Here is a 23,342-nt window from a genome sequence, read left to right as displayed (position 1 = left end):
GACATAGTGACTTATGATGATATTCTTTTTTTCGTAATATATTTATAAACCACACACCATGGGAAAGATTGAAAAATTTAAAGAGGAACGAAGCATTGCTAGATTCCTCAAATGTTTTAGCATCTCTGGGCTTAATCCTAAGCTCGCAACTTTTTTGTTTTTTGGGAATGGTATTTATTTGCCGACGACTTTGTTATCCATTTTGGATCGGAGGATTAGGGAGATTTTACTTGAAGAACCTAAATTTTTACAAACTAAGAAGATTTCGTTTAAATTGCTGAAGAATGAAGTTGGTGCTTATGCTCTTGATATTTCAACTCCGAATAGCCGTTCGTTGATGGTTATTTATAAGGATAGGGTTGATTATTTATCTTATTATTTAGATGTTAAGAAGTTCTTTGATAAAAGTGATGAGGTAATAGTTTTGAGGAGTAAAGGCCGCTTTACTGTTCGTATGGAAAAAATCAACAGAGCTAAGATATGGAGAGCGAGGAAGGTGGCTGCATAGCCGTTTTATGAAGTAGTTGTGAATCTAAGGATTGGCAACTACTTTTTTATTTTTTATGAAAAAAATCTTGCTTTGGGTTGTAAATTATATTATAAAAGTTGAATAAGAAATAAATTTAAATCTAATTTAAAATGAATTTTATGTTTAAACAGACGGGTTATTCTCCTTTTATACAAGGGGAAATTCTTCAAAATTGGGTTCCTGACCCTATAATTCCTGATTTTAGTTCTTATCCACAAAGAGCTGTAGGGCAAGCTATAGTTGTAGATGATGATTTTTTGGCTTATGTTGATTTTGCATCTAAGATGGAGGGTGTTGGGAAGAAACACTATAGAAGGAAAACTTCTAAGCTTACTGATCATAAGAATAAAGGTAGGTCTATTGCTCCTCATGGGGTTCATACTAAGATTGCTGCTGGTGCATATTGGTGGCAGAATATTTAAAATATTTAAGGGTTCTTGTGAAAGCAAGACCCTTTTTTTCTTGAAGTTTTTAAAATTATGTTTTTTAATGTTTTAAAAGTTATTTTTGAAATATGAAACATATAGTAGAAGAAGTTAATATCGAATTAAAACACTTGTTCTTGTTTGATCTATCTGTGAAAGATATTTCTTTGCAAGAGTTTTCAGATAAGAGAAGTGTAGAAATTCAAAAAAGTTTGAAACCATATTTTCCTAGTTTATTTGTCTTTTTAAAGAAGGAGTTAAATTTTAATGCGCCTAAGGTATCTTATATATTGAAATATATGATTCTTAATGGAGCTAATGAAGTTATGATGTCTCCGGATGACGGTGGTGAGTTCGCTATAGAACTTAAATATAAGAAGGGTGCTAGAAAATATCTTACAGATTTAATAATAGTCTGCAAAAGAGATAATGGTTTTAAGAAAAAATTTGAATTTAGATTTGGAGCCAAGCGAGAGGGTGCTTATGCCTATTGAAATCAGTTTACGTTAAGTTGTAGACTGATTTTTTTATTTCTATTTGGGGTTGATTTCCGTTCGTGCTATGTTCTGTTGAAATACTTTTTTAGTTGATTTTTTGGTGAGCATTTATAAAATGTTTCCTATCGACTTAATTTTAATTTAATAAAAAAAGGAATATAATATGACAAGTCAAAAGAATTTTATATTGTGTGATGGTAACGAGGCGGCATCAGACATATCATATAGAATGAGTGAAATGGCTGTAATTTATCCGATTACACCATCATCGCCTATGGGAGAATATGCGGAAGCATGGGCAGCTAAAGGTAATAAGAATATCTTTGGTAATGTGCCAGAAGTAAATATGATGCAATCAGAAGCAGGTGCTATTGGTGCTGTGCATGGTGCGTTACAAATGGGATCTTTAGCTACTACTTATACAGCTTCTCAAGGTCTTCTTTTAATGATTCCAAACATGTATAAAATTGCTGGTGAATTAACACCTTTCGTTATGCACGTTGCAGCTAGAACTATTGCGACTCACGCTTTATCAATTTTCGGTGATCACTCAGACGTTATGGCTTGTAGACAAACTGGTTTCGCTATGTTGTCTTCTAACTCAGTTCAAGAAGCTCATGACTTAGCGTTAGTTTCACACGTTGCTACATTGAAAACAAGAGTTCCATTCTTACATTTCTTTGATGGTTTCAGAACTTCTCACGAAATTTCAAGAATTGAAAAGATTGAAGATGATGTATTAAAATCAATGGTTGATATGCAAGCAATTGCAGATAAGAAAAATAGAGCTCTAACTCCTGAAAATCCAGCGATTAGAGGTACTGCTCAAAACCCAGATGTTTTCTTCCAAGCATCAGAAGCTAGAAACCCTTTCTACACTAACGTAGAAGAAGAAGTTCAAAAAGCTATGGATGAACTTGCTAAACATACTGGTAGAAAATATGAAACAGTTGAATACTATGGTTCAGAAGATGCTGAAAAAGTTATCGTTTGTATGGGTTCTGCTGTTGATACTATTAAAGAATATATCGATTATATGACTACTCAAGGTGAAAAAATTGGTGTGATCAATGTAAGACTTTACAGACCATTCCCAGTTGAAACTTTTGCAGCTAAGTTACCTAAGACAGCTAAGAAAATTGCTGTTCTAGATAGAACTAAAGAGTTAGGCTCTATTGGTGAACCTCTTTACTTAGACGTACTTGGTGCTCTTATGGAAAAAGATATCAAAGATGTTAATGTTATCGGTGGTAGATATGGTTTATCTTCTAAAGAATTTAATCCAGCATGTGTTAAAGCTGTATTTGATGAATTAGATGCTAAAGAACCTAAGAGAGAATTCACTGTAGGTATTAATGATGACGTTACTAACATGTCATTACCTTTAGATGCTTCATTCAGAATTGGTGGAAACGATGACGTTAAAGCTGCTGTATTCTATGGTTTAGGATCTGACGGTACTGTTGGTGCGAACAAAAATTCAATTAAAATTATCGCTGAAGAAGCAGATAAATATGGTCAAGCTTACTTCGTATACGATTCTAAAAAGTCTGGATCATTTACTACTTCTCACTTGAGATTCTCTGATAGTCCAATTAGATCTGAATACTTAGTGGAAAAAGCTGACTTTGTTGCTTGTCACCACTTCCCAATTATTACTAAATGGGATATTCTAGAAAAAGCTAAAGATGGTGCTACGTTATTGATTAACTCTCCTTATAAGAAAGAAGCTCTTTGGAGAAATCTACCTTCTGAAGTTCAAGAAGTTATTTTAGAAAAGAAAATTAAAGTATTTGCTATTAATGCAGGTGTTGTTGCTAGAGATATTGGTCTTGGTAGAAGAACTAACACAATTATGCAAGTTTGTTTCTTCCACTTAGCTCAAGTTATTGAAAGTGAAAAAGCGATAGCTGCTATTAAGAAGTTTATTGAAAAATCTTATATGAAGAAGGGTAAAGATGTTGTAGAACTTAACTGGAAAGCCGTTGATGCTGCAGTTGAACACTTATATGAAGTTGATACTTCTGCTGGTGTTAATGGTGATACTATGGCTGACATTATCGAAGATACTAAGAATACTGCTTCTTTAGGTACTAAAAATGTTGTTGCTCAAATTATGAGAGATAAAGGTGATACATTACCAGTTTCTGCTTTCTCTGTAGATGGTACTTTTGAAAGTGCGACTACTCAATATGAGAAAAGATTGATTGCAGATCAAGTTCCTGTTTGGGATCCTGAAATCTGTATCCAATGTGGTAAATGTGCGATTGTTTGTCCTCACGCTGCTATTAGAACTAAAGCTTATGAAGCTGCTGGTTTAGAAGATGCTCCAGAAGGCTTTAAGTCTGCAGATTATAAGACTAAAGAATTGGGCGAAAATATGAAATTTACTGTTCAAGTATCTCCTAAAGATTGTACTGGTTGTACTCTTTGTGTAGATAACTGTCCAGCTATCAACAAAATGAAAGAAGGCATGAAAGCTATTAACATGACTCCAATTCAAGATGTATTGGAACAAGAAGATAAAGCTTGGAACCACTTCGAAAGCATTCCATATGTTGATAGAAAGAAATTAAATCCTGCATTAGGTAAACATACTCAGTTAATGCAACCATTATTCGAATTCTCTGGTGCTTGTGCTGGTTGTGGAGAAACTCCATATATCAAACTAGTTACTCAATTATTTGGTGATAGAATGGTTATTGCTAATGCGACTGGTTGTTCATCTATTTATGGTGGTAACTTACCAACTACTCCATATGCTAAGAATGAAGATGGTTTCGGTCCAGCTTGGTCTAACTCTTTATTTGAAGATAATGCTGAGTATGGTTATGGTATGAAACTTGCTATGGATAAATATATGCAAGATGCTAGACAATTAGTTGTTGGTCTTAAAGATCAATTAGGTACTGAATTAGTGGAAGGTCTTTTAGAAGATTGTGCTACTGGTGATGATGCTGCGATTGAAGCTAGAAGAGATCAAGTTGAACAACTTAAAGAAAAACTAGATACTTTACCTAGAACAGAAGAAGTTAACCAACTTATGTTGATTGCTGACTACTTGACTCCTAAGTCTATGTGGATGTTCGGTGGTGACGGATGGGCATATGATATCGGTTACGGTGGTTTAGATCACGTTATCAATATGAACAGAAATGTTAACATCTTGGTATTAGATACTGAATCTTATTCAAATACTGGTGGTCAAATGAGTAAATCAACTCCTAAGGGTGCGATTGCTAAGTTTGCTACAACTGGTAAAGAGACGCAAAAGAAAGACCTTGGTATGATTGCTATGTCTTCAGGTAACTGTTATGTAGCTAAGATTGCTATGGGTGCTAATGAAGCTCAAATGATCAAAGCAATTAGAGAAGCGGAAGCGTTTGATGGTCCATCTATCATTATTGCTTACTCTCCTTGTGTGTCTCATGGATTTGATTTATCTAATCAGTTAGCTCAACAAAAGCAAGCTGTTAAATCTGGTCACTGGGATATGTATAGATATAATCCTGCGTTGATTGAACAAGGTAAAAATCCTCTTATGATTGATACTCCTATGAAAGGATCTGAGGAAGAACTTAAGGGATATGCGATTAAAGAAAATCGTTATAGAGCTTTGAGTGCGACTTCTCCAGATAAATTCGCTGAGTTGATGTCAGAAGCTGCAGACGACATTAAAGTGAAGAAAGGTAGACTTGATTTGCTTAAAGATCTGTCTTATGATTCAGAAACAGAAGATAAATAATAAATAGCGTTTTTTGTCCGATTGATTGCGAGAAACATTTTTAATCTTTGGCGATCGAGTATTATTTATACACGATACCAAATCTGAAAAACATTTTCGCTTCCACTTAAACAAAATGCTTGTTTATTGAAAAGATAAACTCTCGGTAATTTCCGGGAGTTTTTCAAAAGTAATCAAATCTCTGGTTTGAAATTCCTCAGAGATGAAATAAGTAAGTATACTTGTTTATTGGAAAGATAAACCCTCGGGAATTCCTGGGGGTTTTTATTTTAGATATTAGGAGGTTATTTGAGAAAAAATATTGACTTTATTTAAAAGAGGTTATATTATATGGATATAAAGATTATATTTGAATTTTATAAATCAAAATATAAGCGTGTGCGGTCTTGCATATTGAACTGTACATCGCTAAGTTTCTGAAAATTAAAAAGGCCTTATCCTAGTGAAGGGCCTTTTTAGCAGATATTAGAAGATTTTTTTAATCGCTGTTTTGAGGTACCTCAGAAACACCTCGAGATGGCATAATACTTTCAATATGTCTGCATCAATAATTTTTTTAATTGCTTGCTCTCTTGTATTATTCTTTTTTTATATAATGTGGGAGATCAAAATTTACAAAAATGAGAAGAAGGAGTTTGCTCGTTTAAAAAAACGCCGAAAAGCTATTAAGTCTTGTATAAAGACTTTAGATAGGGTTATGGAGGCGACTAAGGATGGGGAACCTTTGTTTTGATGTATTGGGATTCCAGGGTGACCTGGGTCCCATTTTTTTTTGTTACTCATTGTTTTTACTTGACAATTTTAGTTTGCTAACTATATAATATTTGTATAAATAATTTGAATTAATAATTGGTCAGGTGCTTTCTGGCATAAAATATAAAGTTATGGAACATTTAAGTGATGGAGCTTTTTTATTCATGACCTTTATAGGTGTGATTATAACAATAAAATTTTCAAGTATTGTTTTTGATATTTCTTGGGAAGAGATTTCTGCTACTACATGGAAGGATCTTGTGGGGATGATTTCTCATAAGATTAAAAAATAAAATATATCCGAGGTTTGTACTCGGATTTTTTTATTGTATTGACTTTTGTGCTTGAAAGAGGGTAGAATATATTTATTAAATATTTTTGAAGCATCTGGTTAATTATATATAAGTCTTCGCTGCTTTCACATCTTTAGCAGTGGAGATGAATTTCTCAGGATTAAGAGCTTTCCAATTATGGAGGCTCTTTTTCTTTTATTGTCTTGACATTTAGGGAGGTGGCATTTTATAATCAGGTTGTAGTTTAATATTTGAACTATGTAATTAAAATTTTTCAAAATGGAAGCGAAATTTTTGATTGCCATGAGTATTGTTGCTCTTCTTGCTTGTCTTTTAGCAAAGCTTATTTTTTGGTATGTGAGGAAAGTCCAGACTAATAAAAAGCGTGAGTTTATAAGAGAATTAAAACGCAAGCTTGAGCACATTGATTGGTAGCTGGAAATTTGGGATTCTGAGTTTTTCTCAGAGTCCCCTCCATTTGAGGTTTTAAAGTCTAGGTCGTAAGGCCTAGATTTTTTTTAATTAAAACATCTTGATAAATGTTAATTTGTGAGCTATAATTGTTTTATGAATAAGATTTATACCATTTGTTACGACATAATCTGCCCATAGTGGTAGATCCATTTTGAAAAAGAATAAGAGCCTTCCTTTGTGGAGGCTTTTATGTTTTTTAGGGGGTCTAATATCTTAGTCTTTGTTTTTATTTGACATTTTTGTTGTTTGGATTATATAATAGTTATATTGGATAAGATTTATACAAACCTAAAATATTGTTGTCATGGATTTTTTTAATCAATTTAGTGAAACTCAGCAAATAATATTGGTGATTTTCTTTTTTGTTTCTTTGGCTTTTTTCTCTTGGGATGAATATCTTAAGTATAAAGTGTTTAAAAAGAAGCTTTGGGAAAATTGGTGGGAAGAATAATACATTTGAATATATCCGGGCTTTATGCTCGGATTTTTTTTGTTTTTAATTGATTATTTTGATGGATATATGTATAATGTATGTAGCATTATTTATGAATAAAATCTACATTATGGGGAATGATACTGAACTTTTGGAAGTTGTTTTTCTTAAAGGAAAAACCTTTCAAACTTTTTTTTCTGAAGGAAAGGAAAAGGAAAAATTACAAGATCTTTTATCCAAAAAACCAATTTTAGTGTTTTTTGGAAGTTTCCATGAAAGAAAATTTACTATTTTACATCCAAAGATTTTTGAATGTTTGGAAAAGGAATTTTATAATTCTGAAAAGGGTGAGGTTGTTGGTGCCGATTCTATATTGTTTAACAACATAGAGGCTGCGTGGATACAGGATAATAATTAAAATTTGAAGTTATGGAATGTTTAATCCGGGATTGTTTTCGTTTGAATGCGAAATCAATCCTATTTTTTATCTTTTTTTTAAAAAAAATATTGACTTTTTAAAAAAATATAATTATATTTATCTCATACGATACATTTATATATATAGCCTATTGGTGAACAAGATATAACCACTATGTCGAAGTGGTCCCACATTTAAATATAGATTCTGTGCTTAATAATTGTCGAAACTTATATGCATGGAATTAATAAAATTACCGCTTTGTTATAACAGATAATTGTCGAAACTTACTGTTTTAGCAAAGTCCCAGAAAAAATTAGTGTTTAAAACACAGTTGTCTAAAAAAAAAGTCCTAAAGAGGGCTTTTTTTGTTTTTATTTTCTTTATTAAAAATCTAGTTTAAACAAAGGTTTGTAACCTTGAATTGTTTTTCTTTTTAAAAAATTATTGATTTTACTTGTGCGAATCGCTATCATTGTAGATGACAACTATTTTTAAACCGTTTGAGTAGGCCTTCGACAAGCCTATGACGACATTTAATTTTTTCAAGATGGGAAATTTTATCGATTTAGTAATTGCTTTAGGAGCACCGTTAACTTTTGTTAGTTTAGTAATTTTTTATGAATACAGAAAACAGAAGAAGCAGGAAGCTTTAAAGCCTAAGAAAGCCTAAATGGTAAAATTCGGAATTCCGATATACTTCGGAATTCCCTATTTTGGAAGAGGTAAGTTGTTAAATTTGTCGAGAACAAAATTGTTACATTAATTTTGTCATATAAGAGCCCTACGTGTAGGGCTCTTATGTTTTTTATAAGCTTAAATTTTTTTTTATTTTATTTATATGAAAATATTCTTATTTTATTCTTGATATGATATTTAGAATCTGTTATTATCCTCGAGCTTAAAATTTAAACGAAGAAAAATAAATGTGAAATGGATGAAATTGGAATTTTTATAGGCTACATGGTGTTCGTGATTGGATTGGTTGGATTTTGGTTTGCTTCTGCCTGGAGAAGGGAGAAGAAAGCTAAGAAGCCTGTTTGAAAATTTCTTTTGAACTAAATTAAAAACCCTCAAATTAATGAGGGTTATTTTTTTATGGCTTTAGGATTGTATGACGGGAGTTGTTTTTTAGGTATTTATATTAAATGAGAGATCCCGGTATTGCTATGCAAACCGGGATGATATAATGTTTTTTGACTTTACTTTTTCTTCCAAATTGTTCCTTCAGGTTTGTCTTCAAGGATTATTCCGAAGTCTTTATCTAACTTGTTTCTTATATCGTCGGCTAATTGATAGTCTTTATTTTTCTTAGCATCAGTTCTTTCTTGAACAAGTTTGTTGATTTCGTCTTCGCTTATAGAGTTATCACTTTCTAAACCTGTAAACCATTTTTCAGGATCAGCTTTAAGAATTCCTAATAAATCTGCAGAAGCTAATAGTTCGCTTTTGATTTTTTCATTAGGGTTTTTGTTTAATTCTGTAGTCATTTCGTGAAGTATTGAAATGGCTTTAGGTGTATTTAAATCGTCACAAAGAGCTTCAAGGAAGTCCTCTCTTGGTTTTGCTAATTTATCTATGTGAATATCTTTTGTTGAAAGTAGGGCGTTGTAGATTTTATCTAAAGTTTTCTTAGCTATTTCTAAGCCATCATCAGTCCAGTTCATTGGTTGGTGATAGTGTGTTGATAGGAAGTAAAATCTTACTACTTCTCCGTGATATTTTTCTAGAATTTCGTTAAGTGTGAAGAAATTGCCTAGAGATTTAGACATTTTTTCTCCATTAACGTTTAGCATTCCGTTATGCATCCAGTATTGTGCAAAAGATCCTTTTCCATTGCAGCAAACTGATTGAGCTACTTCGTTTTCGTGGTGTGGGAATAGAAGGTCGTTTCCGCCAGCGTGGATATCAAAAGTTTTTCCTAAGTATTTAGATGACATTGCAGAACATTCTATGTGCCAGCCTGGACGTCCGTTACCCCAAGGGCTTTCCCAATAAGGCTCTCCTTCTTTGGCAGGTTTCCAAAGGATGAAATCTGCAGGAGATTTTTTATATTCTTCTATAGCAATTCTTTCGCCTGCTAGAAGGTCTTCTACTTTTCTGTGAGATAGTTTACCATAGTCTTGATATGTTTCTACTGAGAATAGAACGTTGCCATCTTCAGTGGCGTAAGCGTGACCATTTTTAATAAGTTGTTCTATGATGGCTATCATTTCTTGAATGTGGTCTGTTGCTCTTGGTTCTACTGAGGCTGGAAGGACATTGATTTTTTCTAAATCTCTTTTGTAGATGTTGTAAAATTTATCTACTAATTCGTTTGTAGATATTCCTTCTTCGTTGGCTCTTTTTATGATTTTGTCGTCCACGTCTGTTACGTTTTTTACGTAAGTTGTAGGGTAAAAATGTTTTAATGTTCTGAAAAGGGTGTCAAATATAATTTGAGGTCTTGTGTTTCCTAAGTGGATGTTATCATAAATTGTTGGTCCACATACGTAAAGTCTTACATTATTTTCATCTAGTGGTTTGAATTCTACTTTTTTCTTTTGAGCTGTATCTCTGATGTAAATTTTCATAAAACTTCCTTTATTTTTTTTTCCCTTTAGTATATAATGGTTTAGTATAGGATGTTTTAAAGGATATTTCAATAAATTTTGCGTTGAGATTATTTTTTTATTTTATGGGAGAATGAGAGAGATGGCGAAGGTCGTTAAAAAACCAAAAAATACTTCTAAGAAAAGAAATTTCAAAAAGAATTCAAAAGAGTTTGTTAACAAGAAAAATAAGGTTGTTATACCAAGTGTTTTCTCTGAGGAAAAAGTTGCAGAGGCAGCTTCTATTGTTGATCAAAAATCTCAAGTTAAATTTGATAGAAAGTTAGAAAAGCAATCTGAAAAGAAAGTTGAGAAAAAAGAAGAAAAGAAAGTTGAGAAAAAAGAAGAAAAGAAAGAAGTTAAGGTAGTGGAAATTAAAGAGGTTAAAAAAGATAAAAAGTTTAATAAAAATACTAACTTTATTTTTAATAAAGAGGTTTCTAAAACAAGTGTAAGAATTTATTATTTTACAGCATTTATATCTCTTGTTTGGATTGTGTTTGCAGGAGTGTGGTTGAGAAATTCTACTTCGTTAGGGTATAGACCTCTGATGCAAATGACGCCTATGGAATTGGGTAGTTTCCTTTCGGCAGTGTTAGTTCCTATGCTTTTTGTTTGGATACTTTCATTTTATTTAGAAAGAAATTTAAGTGCGGCTTCTGAGAAGAAAAATGTTTACTCATTCTTATCTTCAGTTTTCCACTCTGATAAAAAGGGTATGGAATTTATTGATATGATTGAAGCTGGTATTAAAGTTCAAGTTGAATCTTTACAAGGCGAGCTTAAAGAAGTTGATAGATTTTCAAGAGAGGTTAAAGCTACTTATGAAGGTGTTGTAGAAAGTAATGAGAAGTTTTTAAATCAGTTGAAGAAACAATCTGAGTTGGTTGCAAAGTTGGATGCTAAGATTAATAGTACTTCGGAAGATAACATTGCTAGATTGTCTGTGGATCTTAAAGAAATTAAAGATAGTTTCGATAAGATTTCTGATAATGCAGGGAAGGTTGATAACGTTATTTCTTCTCAAGTTTCTAATTTAAACCAAGCTGTTAATAAGGCTTTGGATGATAGTAGAAGAGTTGCTGAAGAAATAGAAACATCTACGGACATTATGTTGACTAAGACCTCTGGATCTGTGAAGAAAGTTGAAAAGATTACAGGTGATATTAAAAAGTCTGTTGGTGTTTTAGATGATGTGTTCCAAAAGCATGATACTACTATTAATAATGTTATGGCTTATTTTGAAACTCAAGGTGATGCATTGGATAAGAGTTTAGAAAAACAATCTTATATCTTTGATGAAAAGACGCAAGAATTAAGTGCTAAGGTTGGTGCTGGTGTAGAGCAGGTTGATAAGTATCTTACAAATATCGAGAAGGTTTCTGATAGAATTGGTGGAGAGGGTGATAAAGTAACAGGTGTGCTTGATAAGCTTACTTCTACTATTGATGCGAAGAGTGAAAATTTTGTGAATTTTATTTCTAATATTTCATCTCAAGTTAAAGAAGCAAACTCTAATTTGAATAATACTATGAGTGAGCTTTATGAGATGGCTAATAAGGTTAGAAAGAATTCTGATGAGGTTAATTCAGTTATGACAGGTAATGTTGATGAGTTAGTTGCAAGAACTGAAGAGGCTTCTAAGCAGGTTAAGAATATTAGAGAAAGTATTGAACAACAAGCTAATGATTTGGCGAATGTGGCTAATCAAGTTTCATCTCATGCTAGATTGTCAGAATTCTCTATGGAAGAGCAGGCGAATAAGCTTACAGAAACCCAAGAGAATTTTGTTTCAGGGTTGTCTGATATAGAAGATAAGATGACTTCTGTTAGAGGCATGATTGGAGAAATCTTAGATAAGTTTGAAGATAATTCAGGTGCTATAAATGAGAAGGTTGCTATTGTGTCTCAAAATATTTCTCATAACTTGAAGGGTGTTGAGGATGTTATTTCTTCATTTAATGTAGTGAACGATTCTATTGAGGTGTCTTTGAGTAAGATTAATAGAGTAGGTGGTGGATTGCAATTGTCAGGTATAGGTTCTTCTGTTGATGGTGGTAAGAAATCTAAGAAGAAAGATAGCGTAGAAAAAGTTAAATCTGATATTAACGAAGCTTTTGTTGAGAATAGAAATGCATTTACTAATATTTCTACAGTTGTTGAGAAGTTAAACTCTGTGGCAGTTGACTTGTCGAGACTTTATGATCCGAATATTCAAGAGGGAATTTGGAATTCTTATTATGGTGGGCAAAAGAATATTTTTGCAAAGTATCTTTCTAAGAAGTTGGATAAGAGGCAGATTGTTGCTGTTAAGGATTTAATTCAAAGGAATAAAGAATTTGAAGGGTATGTTAAGGATTTCTTAGCTCACTTCGAAAAGATGATTATAGATGCTAATAAGGCTGAAGGTAGAGATGTACTTATTTCTATGTTGAATACATCGGAATATGGTAGAATCTATCTATTCTTCAAAGGGCTTATTTAAACGGCGTCTTTTGCACGACTGATTGCGAGAAACAGTTTTGATATTTGGTGATCGAGTATTGGTTTCTACACGATACCAAATCTAAAAACTATTTTCGCTTCCATTCGCACAAAATACTTGTTTAACTGTTTTTTATCTAAAGTTTTTTGAGAGAAATTATTGGATAAAGATATTTGTTTAAATTATTAGAAATGTGTGATATATTTTTAAGGAAAAGATTACTTGTAAATTAAAATTTAATAATATATAATTCGGGGGAATTAAAAAAGTAAATAAGGAGTTATAGAATGGACTTTCGAGCTGGTTCGCATAATTTGAACGATATGGTTAACGCAGTACAAAAAGTAGCAAAGGTTCTTTTCAGAGATTTTGGCGAAATACAACAACTGCAAAATTCTCATAATGGTGTTAATAAGTTTGCTCTTCATACTAAGAATAGAATTGAAGAAATGCTTGTTAAAGAGCTGAAATTGTTTAAACCTAAATATGGTTATATGACATCAAGCGAAAAAGAAAGAGGTTCTGATATATCTCATACATTCATTATTGATGCTTTGAATGGCGTTGATAATTTCTCAAGAGGAATTCCTCATTTCTGTATTTCTGTTGCATTACAAGAACAAAATAAAATTATTGCTGGTGTAGTTTATAACCCAGTTTCTGATATGATGTACTATGCTGAAAAAGGTGCTGGTGCATTCTTTAGAGAAGCTAGATCTTCTAGAAGAATTAGAGTAGGTCAACATACTAACTTAGATGATGCGTTAGTTTGTTTCTCTACAAGTACTGAAAAAGCTGAAAATGCTATTAAAACACCACAACTTTCAAGAGTTATAAATCATCTGGCTATGAAGGGTAGATATTTCGGTTGTCCTGCTATGGATTTAGCTTATACTGCGGATAACAAGAATGATGCTTTCGTTGGTTATAATGAGTCTTTATTCGGTTTGGCTGCTCCTTTATTGATATTTAAAGAAGCTGGTGGAAGTTTACAAGCTTATGATTCTGAAGGTAACAAAGAAAAAGATGCTTTATTCTATGCTGATTTCTTAGTTGCTTCTAATGAAAAGATGTCTGAAAAGCTTTCAAACTTTTTGTTTGATAAGTAGGTTTTGAAGAGGTATAATATACCTTATGATAAGTAGTAAGAATACATATTTATTAAAAAACATGAAGGGAATTTTTATTCCCTTTGTGGGTTTTTCTATGCTATTTGTTTCGACTTATGGTGTTTCAGTTGCTAAAGCCCCAGAAAAGCTTACTTTGGAGATGATTACAGAGGATAATTCTACTTCTGTTGGTGATGCTCAAAAGAACTATAAGAAGGATTTGGAGACTTTGTTAAATCAAAGAAAAGAGAATGTTTCTGATAGAAAGTTAAGAGATACATCTTTTGATGTCGTTGAGAGTAGACATAAAAAGTTAAAGGCTAGTGCTGATAGAGAACGTTATAGATTTAATAAATTTATGAAGAGTTATAAAGCTGAACTGAAAAAAGAAGCCGATTATGAAAAATCTTTGTTGGTTGATTATGGGCAAGCTGGTAGTGAGCTTTATGGATTGAAGTTTGAGTTTTTATTTGAAGATGGCTTTGATATTGAAAATGTTTCTTTAGATAACAAAGCTAAGATGTTTGAAATTAAAACATTACTTGAAGAGTTTGAAGATTTAAGAGTAGAGATTAATGCTTTTTATTATGAAGATGAAGATTTGGACGATAAGATTATAAATAAAGCAGAAGCTTGGGATAGAGGAGTTGTTGTAAAAAGTTTCCTTACTAAGAATGATATTGATTTTGATTTCCGTTTAAGACCAATTGTTTATTCTGTATCAGATGATATTGATGATGCTGAAGAAAAAATAGAATTTGTTATTTTAAAAAGGTAGTGGAATATGACTTTTAAGAAGAAATTTAAAGAGTTTTTACAAAAGCGCCTGAATGATAGCAAGTTCATCAGAGAACGTTTTATTGAAAACAATCGTTTTACCAAGAGATATCTTTTAAAGAAGAAAGAGGTTTATGCTAATCGTATGAAAGAGATTTTCAATGAGATTAAGTATAGAGATTGGTGGGTTTATAGATTTAAGCTTTTCACTAGATTTGCTAGGTTAGAGTTTTTTAAGAAGTCTTCTTATTCTAGATTTGTGATTGTTGCTAAGGCTGCTTCTATCGCAGGGTTAGTTTTTTTCCTTTTATTGATTATGATTTTAAAAGAAGCTGATATGAGTGATTATATTGATCTTGATATACCTGAGATTTCACCTAATGAAGAGTTTGTATTTAATGTTAAGGGATTGGAAATTACTGGTTTTGATGCTAAGGATAGATTTGTTACTTTGAGAAGTGCTGAAGGTGAGGAAGAAGTTAAAGGTAGTAAAATGTATTTTAAAGGTATGGAAGCTGTTGTGAGATCTACATTTACTAATGAGTGGATGATTTTCAAGGGTGAAAATACTGTTTATGATAAGAATAGTAAAGAAATAGAATTGAAAGGTTCATTTTCTATTGAGAACCATGATAAGTGGTTTATGTCTGGTAATAATGGATTTTTAGATTTGAATACTATGATTGGAACATCTAATGACTTTGTTACTGTGGAAACTGATATGGGTAAGTTAAAAGCAGAAGAAGGGTTTTATATAGAGCCTAATAAGGTTTATAAGTTTAAAGGTAGAGTTAATTTAATATTTGATGAAAAGGCCTTGCCTGAAAATTAGTTTAATTTTATAATTGTAGTATATGTTACTATATGGAGTTTAAAATATATGAGTGTTATGTTTAGAAAATTTTTAAAAGGATGTGTTTGCTTATCTTTATTAGCAGTTAGTACTTCTTTTGATGCAATGGCAGGGCAGGTTGAATTATCTGCTGATAATGGTCTTGAATGGAATATGAATAAGAAGACTATTGTTGCTAGTGAGAATGCTATTTTGAAGAGAGATGATATGAATGTTATTTCCGATAAGATAGCCGCTTATTACAATGAAGTTGGTGGAAAGAGAGAGATTTATGATATTACGGCTATGGGAAATGTCGTTATAAATTCTCTTAATTATGAAATTAGATCTGATTATCTTACTTTCGATTTGAAGAATTCTCTTTTGACTTTGAGTATGGATGAAGGTGAAGTTACTATGGCTTCAGGTGATACTATTTTGAAGAGTAAAGGTAATGTTGTTTTTTATCAAAATGATGGAAAGATTGTATTGAAAGATGCTCAAGTAGTTAATTCTGGTAGAATTATTGAAGGTGAAGTTCTTTATGTATTTCTTGATAAGAAGAATGATTTGGAGAGAGTTATTGTTAAGGATGGTGTTAGAATTAAAGATGGTGACCAATTTATAGTAGGTGATAAGGCTGACTTTAATCAATCTACAGGTATAGCAAATATTTCTGGAAATGTTTCGTTTGCTAAGGGTGAAAATGTTTCTCTTACCGGTGGTAAGGTTACTTATGATATGAGAACAGGTGTTGCTAAGATATTGCCGAGTAAAGAGAAGAAGAAAGTTATTGGTATATTTAACTAAGTAAAAAACTTGTTTATTTGTTAGAAAAGATTTATATTAGTTGAAAATATAAGGAAAAAGAAGATGGTTAAGAAAAATTCTCAGGCTAGGGAAAAGTTAGTTATTGAGAATATTAAGAAAAGTTATGGTGCTAGATCGATTCTTAAAGGGATTTCGATGGAAGTATCTACTGGTGAAGTTGTTGGATTGTTAGGTCCTAATGGAGCTGGTAAGACTACATCATTTTATTGTATTACAGGATTGGTTAGACCAGATGCTGGAAACGTGAGTATTTCTAGTGAAGATGTTATAGAATATCCTTTTTATAAGCGTGCTAGAATGGGGTTAGGTTATTTGCCTCAGGAAATGTCTATCTTCAGAAATTTAACTGTTAGAGAAAACATTATGGGTGTTCTTGAGCTTATTGAAGCTGATGAAGAAAAGAGAGAAAAGAAATTGAGAGAGCTTATTGAAGAATTTCATATTTCTCATATTGAAAATTCTCCAGCTATGGCATTGTCTGGTGGTGAAAGACGTAGAGTAGAGATTGCTCGTGCTTTGGCTGCGGATCCTAAGTTTGTATTATTCGATGAGCCATTTGCAGGTGTAGATCCTATCGCGGTAAATGATATTAAAGATTTAATTTATCATCTTAAGGATAAGGGTATTGGTGTTCTTATTACGGATCATAATGTGCGTGAGACTTTAGATATTACTGATAAGGCTTATGTTGTCTATGATGGTAAGATTCTTATCGAAGGTTCTAAGGAAGATATTATTAATAATGAGGATGTTAAGAGGGTTTATTTGGGAGACTCTTTCGATAATTAAAAGTTTCCCATATTTCACATCATCTGATTGTAAGAAAAGCATTTTATCTAAGTCGATTGAGTATTGTATATACACAATAACTTATCTAAAATGCTTTTTTACTTCCATCTAATGCAAACTATGAAAAACATTGGGATTAAATATAGGGTTAAAAAACAAAAATATTAAAATAGTATTTTTGTTGAATGATTTTTTTATGGTATTATTAGGAGAATTATTTCTTTTAAAAAAGAAGGAGTCTTTTCAATTGTTTGTGATTCGTTTTTGAATTGTTGATTCAAGTGTTTGGGTATAAAAAAAGGCATTCCGTTGAATACCATTTTTTTGTTTTTTGAGACCTTTATAAATAAAAATTTACTATTGAGAATAATATATTTTTATTCCTAATTGTCAATCATTTTTTTAGGTAATTGACGATCGAAAATGAAGAAATTTTCTGTTCTAAAATATTTCACTTCTGCAGGGAAGTGCAGTCCTATTAGATTTTTAGTTTTATAGAATTCTTTTTTAAAACTTGGGACTAATTCTAATACTTCATCTTTTTTAGTTAAAGGTAAAATGTTGAATATTCCAGTTCCTTCATCTCTGAAATTTTTTTCAGAGCATAACTCTGGTTTTATTCCGTCTAAATCTTTTAGGTCAGAAATTTTAAAGCTTTCTCTTTTTAATATATGGATATTTTGGATTCTTAAGGTCCATACATTTTCGTCTCTAAATAATTCTTCAATGAATGGAGTGATAAATTCAGCTCTATATCCTTTTTCATTGAGAAAATTTAGGACTTTTTCTAACTCATCTGGAAGGAGTTTTTTTGTTACTTCTTCAGTAATGTTGTTTTCTGTGTACATATTTGATTTAAATTTTTAGTTTGGGAAAATATTACCATTTGAAGAAGGGGAGTCAATAAAAAAATCCCGACAATTATAGGTGGTGTCGGGATTGTGTTTTGTTATAGCCATTTTTCTAATTCTTTTACGGCTTCCTCCTGATTTTCAGGTAAATTTTTTGGGCTCAGGTTTGCAATTTTTTGTATTTCAGCGCTTCTTCCTGGGATAATTGTTATTATGCAATTTGCCCTTGGAACCTGCTGATTTATCAGTTCTAAATCAAGGTTTTTTGTTTCAGGGCTATTGTCCTGACATATTATGGGTATAATTTCTTGATTTGTTTTTACTGCAAATATCTTGCTTTCTTTTCTAATTTGAACTTGAAAACCTTTGTTTATAGTTTTTCCTAGTGTAACATTGGAATTCTTTACATTTTGTTTTTGGATTAGTTCCAAAATTTTTTCAGAAATTTTATTTTTCATGATTTTAATTTTTAGTATGTAAATATATTATTCGTTAAAATATACTTTGTCAAGAATAAAAAATGTGAAATAAAAAAAGGAAAATCATTTTAGACTTTCCTTTCTTTAATTTATACCCATGCTACTAATTTTTTAAAGTTTTTATCATTACATTTTTCTTTCTTGTAGTGATCTTCTCTTTCTTCAAAGTTTGATACCTTATATACCACCACCTGATTTTTACCTTTTTCTATTTCTAGAAGGAAAACAGCTAGAGGAGCTTGATCTAAGATGCTTTGATAATTAATGCTAGGTTTCTCTTTTGTTTTGATTTTTTGTTCTGGCTTTTCAATTATTTTGATTCTTTGTGCTTTTCCATCAACATTGATAGCTATAGCTATGTTTTTTGTGGAGCTCTTTTTACCGAACTCTTTTTCTGAACATATTATTTCTATATTGAAATAATTAAATTCTGCAAGCCTTTTTAAGATTATTTCTGCTTTTTTGCAGCAATTTGCTTTTCGGAGGTTCATAATATAATGGATTTTTAGGTTTAACGTTTTGATGAAAAAATACTAGCAATGATTGATTGTGGTTGTCAATGAAAAAAAAAGAAGTGTTAGACACCTCTTTTTAAATTTTTTCTACTAAAGCATCTACGAAATTGTTGATTTCTTGCTTTTTCTTGAGTTCTTTTTTTCTTTCCTCTAGTTTGGAAATTTTGAATAACTCGTATTTTCCTTCCTCTATTTCATTAAGAATATACTCTACTAGAGGAAATTTTTCCAGAATTTCTTTTGCACTTACTTCAAAGTATTCTGTATGTATATTACCTTGATTTGTATTTCGGTAATAAAATTTTTCGAATTCTTCTCCGCATATTGCAATTAAAATTTTGCTAGCACGTTTATCTTCAGAACTAAAAGTAAAATTATTATGTTCTGCTAAGTTTCTTTCGATATTTTTTGATATGGTTACATCGGAAATTGAAAGTTTAATTTTTTCAGTGATTATTTTAGTAATTCTTTCGGCTTCAGCCTTTTTATTTGCTTTGTCATTACTCATAATAATTTGTTTAAAAATGGTTAGTAACAGTAAATTATTTATATGAAAAAATACTAGCAATGATCTATTGTGATTGTCAATGAAAAAAAAGCTCCGGTTAGGGAGCTTTGAAATTGTTATACATCTACTTCTACGAAGCTGGCGTTTTCTTGAATGAATTTGAAACGGTGTTTTGCTTCTTTACCCATTAAGTGTTCAACTAGAGTTTTTGTTTCTTCTATCTCTTCAACGAAGTCAGGTAATCCTACTCTTAGAAGAATTCTAGTTTTCTTATCCATAGTAGTTTCTTTCAATTGAGAAGGGTTCATTTCACCTAATCCTTTGAAACGGTTTACCATTGGTTTTACGCCTTTGAATTCTTTTTCTATAACTTGATCTTTTTCTTCTTCTGTGAAGCAGTAGAAAGATTTTGATTTGTTATGTACCTTGAATAGAGGAGGGCATGCTAGGAATAGGTGTCCGTTTTCTATTAGTTGTGGCATTTCTTTATAGAAGAAAGTCATTAGTAATGTTGCGATGTGAGAACCGTCAACGTCGGCATCGGTCATGATTACTAATCTTTCGTATCTAAGTTTGCTTTCGTCATAGTCTTTACCCATTCCGCAACCTAGAGCTTCTACCATGTCTTGAATTTCTTTGTTAGCAAATATTTTGTCAGTAGATGCTGAAGCAACGTTTAGGATTTTACCTTTAAGAGGTAAGATTGCTTGAGTTTCTCTATCTCTACCTTGTTTTGCTGAACCTCCCGCAGAGTCTCCCTCTACTAGGAATAGTTCTGTATCTTCTGAGTTTTTCTTTGAGCAGTCAGTTAGTTTACCTGGTAATCTGATTTTTTTAGTTGCAGATTTTCTAGTAGTTTCTTTTGCTTTACGAGATTTAAGTCTTTCTTCACTTCTTTCTACTATGAAGTCAAGTAACGTGATTGCTTGATCTTTGTTTTCGATTAGGAAGTGGTCGAAATAGTCTCTTACTGCGTTTTCAGTAAGTTTGTTCGCGTCTGAACTTGAGAATTTTTCTTTTGTTTGACCTTGGAATTCTGGGTTTTTATAGAATATAGATATAATTACTCCAGCTTCTCCGAAGATGTCGTCAGCAGTGATTTGAGCAGCTTTTTTGTTGTTGATCATTTCACCGAATTGTTTTAATGATTTTAGTACAGCAGATCTGTAACCAGCTTCGTGAGTACCACCTTCTACAGTTGGAACTGTATTACAGTATGAAAGTGTGAAACCGCTTTTTTCATAAGTTTCTGGTTCTATCCATAGAGATGCCCACTCTACTTTACCTTTGTCGTTGGCTAGAGGAGCTTCACCTGCGAAGATCATGTTGCTTACTATAGTTTTATTTTTAACTGAGTCTTGTAAGAATTCTTTGATACCTTCTGGGAAGTGGAATGTAGTTGTTGGTTCTATTCCCATGTCGTCTGTAATCAAAGTAGGGTCTATGTTTAAAGTGATTTTTAGACCTTTGAATAAGAATGCTTTTGATCTTACATATTTGAATATTTTTTGTGTTCTAAATCTTGTTTTTTCGCCGAAGATTTCAGTGTCTGGAACAAACATAACTTCTGTTCCTTTAGATCTTGTTTCACCGATTTCTTCTACTGGACCTAGACAAAGTCCTCTTGAGAATTTTTGTTCGAAAATAGTTCCGTTTTTGTAAACTTTAACTTCCATTTGAGATGAAAGGGCGTTAACTACTGAGATACCTACACCGTGTAGACCACCAGATGTTTTATATGCTCCGCCTTCGAATTTACCACCTGAGTGAAGTGACGTTAAGATTACTTCAAGTGCAGATTTTCCAGGGTATTTAGGGTGAGGGTCGCATGGGATACCTCTACCGTTATCTCTTATTATGATTTTGTTTCCAGGAAGTAGATCAATTTTAATGTCTGTGGCATATCCGGCAACAGCTTCGTCTACTGAGTTATCAAGGATTTCAGCTATTAAATGGTGCATAGCTTTTTCGTCACTTCCACCAATATACATACCTGGTCTTAAACGAACAGGCTCTAGTCCTTCTAGAACTTTTATGTCTTTGGCTGAGTAGTCTTTATTCCCTGTTAGATTGCTCATGTTTATAATTCTCCGTTTCGTCCTAAATCATTCATCTGCTTTGAAAAAAGAACCCTCACGTATTTGTTTATACGCGTCGGAACCTTTTTCCTTCGCATCTAAACAATTTATAACAAAACACTTTTACTCACTATAAATAGTTGATGTTTTTAAGATGTTTTATGTATGATTTTTCCTTTTTCTAACTTTTAATATAAACAAATTGTTTTGGAAATCAAGATGTTTTTCTATTGGATATTAATTAGATTTCTTTTTTTCTTGATAAAATTATTTGTTTGGTTATCTTTGTATTGATAATGTTTTTAAACCTAATAACAGAATACATATGTATGATATTTTAAAGAGTGAAACAGTTCAGAATGTCTTAAAGGCATTTTTAAATAATAACGAACAAGTTGTTGCTGTTGAAAATTTACCTTTATTAATTAAGGTTAATCTAAAAAGGGAAAATAAGAAGGATAATGAAAACCTTCATGATCATGTTGCTAGTATTTATCAAAACGTGAAAGATCGGGGAGATGCTATGTTTGCATTTTTTAAGCAGTTATCAGGGATGTATTTTTATTCTTTCTTTGAGACTAAGTTATCGGAGATGAAAAACTCTTCTTTGCTGATTGAAAAGTTCAGGGAAGAACTCGGGGTTCCTCAAGATGCTCCGGAAGCTGAGTTAAATACTTTGGGTGATTATGTGAGATTTATTAATGCACAAAAGAAACCGAAGAAAGCTAAAAGGAAAAAAGCAGCAAAGGCTGTTTAGATTAGATCCATACTATTGAGGGAGGCAGAGAAATTTGCCTCCTTTTTTATTTTTTTTAGAAAAAATGCATTTTACCTCTTGAAAAATAAAAATTACTTGTTATATTGCTAGGGCTAAATAAGCAAATTTAAACTATAAGTAATTGATTTAAACCTGATTAAAATTTTTAAAATGAAGAAATTTCAAAAAGAGCAAGCAGAAAAAGTTAATGAATTAGTAACGACTTTCTTCGGAATAATTAAAGTTACAAGTGTTGATAAGGCAGCCCATTATTTAGATAATGCGATTGCTATTGAAGAGAAAGAATGTTCTGTTAAGGACATTTTAAAAATCGATAATTCTTTAGAAAAGCTTAAACATAATGGAGGCTCTTCCATTGATGTTTTTATGGAATTGCCGGAAAGTTATCAGACAATATTGTTTGAGAAGCAACTTTCTGAGATAGCTCCGTCTCTCGATAAGGGTAAACTTTTAAAAGAACTTGAATTGGAAAGTGCTTTGTCTGAGGATTTTAAGACGCTTGCTGAAGTATTTTATTGTATGATCGGTGCTAATGCTTCGGTTGCTTAAATGCAATATATATAATGAAAATTTTGTTTGTACGGGTCGACTTTTATAGTCGACCTTTTTTTATGCAAAAAGCCTGCGGATTTCTCCACAGACTTTATTTAGGATATACTAATTTCTTTGGCTTGATATATATCAAGTTTTTCCTTGGAACATCTTTTAATTTCACCTTTTTCTTGTAAGGTAAATTGTAGACTGTTTTCTCGGAATATAAATTTTAGATAACTTAAATTTCCTATAGGGTTAATGCTTTGTCTTTCGTCAAAGATTAGATCTATATAAAAAATTTTATTTTTATGGTTTTTATTAAAGTGACCTAGGTTAAATCCTATAATCATTTTTTCGTCACTAATGTTTAAATTTATAAAGTTATGACTGTTTTTTATATTTTTTGAGAATATAAATAAGTTTTGTGTACTTACTTCTCTTAATAGGTATATTTTATGAATTTTTTTGAGTTCATATATTTTAAGAATTGAAAATTCAGTTTCCTCTAATAGCCCTTTTTTCCAGAAAAGTTGAGTATTAGATTTATAAATATTTCCTATATCAAGTTTAGCTAAAAGCTGTCGCCTTTGTCTCTTTTTTGTCATTTTATTTACATTT

General features: G+C 31.7%; 21 protein-coding genes. 14 read left to right on the top strand and 7 right to left on the bottom strand.

Annotation, left to right across the window (positions count from 1 at the left end):
• The first annotated feature begins 58 nt into the window (after positions 1-58).
• The 6 genes from N4A44_04050 (at position 59) to N4A44_04025 (ending at position 7,567) form a co-directional block, all read left to right on the top strand.
• Entirely contained in the window at positions 59-508 is a 450-nt protein-coding gene (locus N4A44_04050) for a hypothetical protein (protein ID MCT4552814.1), read from the top strand.
• Positions 509-648: 140 nt separating this feature from the next.
• Positions 649-951: a hypothetical protein gene (locus tag N4A44_04045; protein ID MCT4552813.1), complete on the top strand. Its 303-nt coding sequence runs from the start codon at positions 649-651 to the stop codon at positions 949-951.
• A gap of 92 nt (positions 952-1,043) precedes the next feature.
• Positions 1,044-1,448: a hypothetical protein gene (locus tag N4A44_04040; GenBank protein MCT4552812.1), complete on the top strand. Its 405-nt coding sequence runs from the start codon at positions 1,044-1,046 to the stop codon at positions 1,446-1,448.
• A gap of 166 nt (positions 1,449-1,614) precedes the next feature.
• Positions 1,615-5,196, top strand: a complete 3,582-nt coding sequence (gene nifJ / locus N4A44_04035) for a pyruvate:ferredoxin (flavodoxin) oxidoreductase (protein ID MCT4552811.1) — start codon at positions 1,615-1,617, stop codon at positions 5,194-5,196.
• Between the two features lie 884 nt (positions 5,197-6,080).
• Positions 6,081-6,242 carry a hypothetical protein gene (locus tag N4A44_04030; protein MCT4552810.1) on the top strand — a complete coding sequence of 54 codons (162 nt, stop codon included), beginning with the start codon at positions 6,081-6,083 and terminating at the stop codon, positions 6,240-6,242.
• 1,019 nt (positions 6,243-7,261) lie between these two features.
• A complete protein-coding gene (locus N4A44_04025; protein ID MCT4552809.1) occupies positions 7,262-7,567 on the top strand; it encodes a hypothetical protein in 306 nt (101 codons plus the stop codon).
• Between the two features lie 1,202 nt (positions 7,568-8,769).
• Here N4A44_04025 and cysS read toward each other — a convergent pair.
• Positions 8,770-10,140 (bottom strand): cysteine--tRNA ligase, encoded by a 1,371-nt coding sequence (gene cysS / locus N4A44_04020; GenBank protein MCT4552808.1) that lies wholly within the window; start codon positions 10,138-10,140, stop codon positions 8,770-8,772.
• Positions 10,141-10,252: 112 nt separating this feature from the next.
• Between cysS and N4A44_04015 the strand changes: the two genes are divergently transcribed.
• The 6 genes from N4A44_04015 (at position 10,253) to lptB (ending at position 16,981) form a co-directional block, all read left to right on the top strand.
• A complete protein-coding gene (locus N4A44_04015) occupies positions 10,253-12,643 on the top strand; it encodes a hypothetical protein (GenBank protein ID MCT4552807.1) in 2,391 nt (796 codons plus the stop codon).
• Positions 12,644-12,930: 287 nt separating this feature from the next.
• On the top strand, positions 12,931-13,752 hold the full coding sequence (locus N4A44_04010) for an inositol monophosphatase (GenBank protein ID MCT4552806.1): 822 nt from the start codon (positions 12,931-12,933) through the stop codon (positions 13,750-13,752).
• Positions 13,753-13,849: 97 nt separating this feature from the next.
• On the top strand, positions 13,850-14,530 hold the full coding sequence (locus tag N4A44_04005) for a hypothetical protein (protein ID MCT4552805.1): 681 nt from the start codon (positions 13,850-13,852) through the stop codon (positions 14,528-14,530).
• Positions 14,531-14,536: 6 nt separating this feature from the next.
• On the top strand, positions 14,537-15,361 hold the full coding sequence (locus N4A44_04000) for a hypothetical protein (GenBank protein MCT4552804.1): 825 nt from the start codon (positions 14,537-14,539) through the stop codon (positions 15,359-15,361).
• Positions 15,362-15,409: 48 nt separating this feature from the next.
• Positions 15,410-16,171 (top strand): hypothetical protein, encoded by a 762-nt coding sequence (locus N4A44_03995; protein ID MCT4552803.1) that lies wholly within the window; start codon positions 15,410-15,412, stop codon positions 16,169-16,171.
• Between the two features lie 63 nt (positions 16,172-16,234).
• Complete coding sequence (gene lptB / locus N4A44_03990) at positions 16,235-16,981, top strand: LPS export ABC transporter ATP-binding protein (protein ID MCT4552802.1); 747 nt, start codon at positions 16,235-16,237, stop codon at positions 16,979-16,981.
• Between the two features lie 383 nt (positions 16,982-17,364).
• Here the strand turns inward: lptB and N4A44_03985 are convergent, their stop codons facing one another.
• From N4A44_03985 to parE, 5 genes are all read right to left on the bottom strand, one after another.
• Positions 17,365-17,829, bottom strand: a complete 465-nt coding sequence (locus tag N4A44_03985) for a hypothetical protein (protein MCT4552801.1) — start codon at positions 17,827-17,829, stop codon at positions 17,365-17,367.
• A 101-nt stretch (positions 17,830-17,930) separates the two neighbouring features.
• On the bottom strand, positions 17,931-18,290 hold the full coding sequence (locus tag N4A44_03980; protein ID MCT4552800.1) for a hypothetical protein: 360 nt from the start codon (positions 18,288-18,290) through the stop codon (positions 17,931-17,933).
• A gap of 110 nt (positions 18,291-18,400) precedes the next feature.
• Entirely contained in the window at positions 18,401-18,802 is a 402-nt protein-coding gene (locus N4A44_03975) for a hypothetical protein (protein MCT4552799.1), read from the bottom strand.
• Between the two features lie 100 nt (positions 18,803-18,902).
• Positions 18,903-19,334: a hypothetical protein gene (locus N4A44_03970; GenBank protein MCT4552798.1), complete on the bottom strand. Its 432-nt coding sequence runs from the start codon at positions 19,332-19,334 to the stop codon at positions 18,903-18,905.
• Positions 19,335-19,450: 116 nt separating this feature from the next.
• Positions 19,451-21,412, bottom strand: coding sequence for a DNA topoisomerase IV subunit B (gene parE, locus N4A44_03965; GenBank protein MCT4552797.1), 1,962 nt, complete (start codon positions 21,410-21,412; stop codon positions 19,451-19,453).
• A gap of 325 nt (positions 21,413-21,737) precedes the next feature.
• Here parE and N4A44_03960 point away from each other — a divergent pair, with 325 nt between their 5' ends.
• On the top strand, positions 21,738-22,169 hold the full coding sequence (locus tag N4A44_03960; GenBank protein MCT4552796.1) for a hypothetical protein: 432 nt from the start codon (positions 21,738-21,740) through the stop codon (positions 22,167-22,169).
• A 171-nt stretch (positions 22,170-22,340) separates the two neighbouring features.
• Entirely contained in the window at positions 22,341-22,739 is a 399-nt protein-coding gene (locus N4A44_03955) for a hypothetical protein (protein MCT4552795.1), read from the top strand.
• A 98-nt stretch (positions 22,740-22,837) separates the two neighbouring features.
• Here N4A44_03955 and N4A44_03950 read toward each other — a convergent pair whose 3' ends face one another.
• On the bottom strand, positions 22,838-23,329 hold the full coding sequence (locus N4A44_03950) for a hypothetical protein (protein MCT4552794.1): 492 nt from the start codon (positions 23,327-23,329) through the stop codon (positions 22,838-22,840).
• Positions 23,330-23,342: the final 13 nt, after the last annotated feature.

The sequence above is a fragment of the Alphaproteobacteria bacterium genome, assembly GCA_025210155.1.
Lineage (GTDB): Bacteria > Pseudomonadota > Alphaproteobacteria > Rs-D84 > CASDRH01 > JAOASE01.
This window is presented reverse-complemented; position numbering and strand designations above follow the sequence as displayed.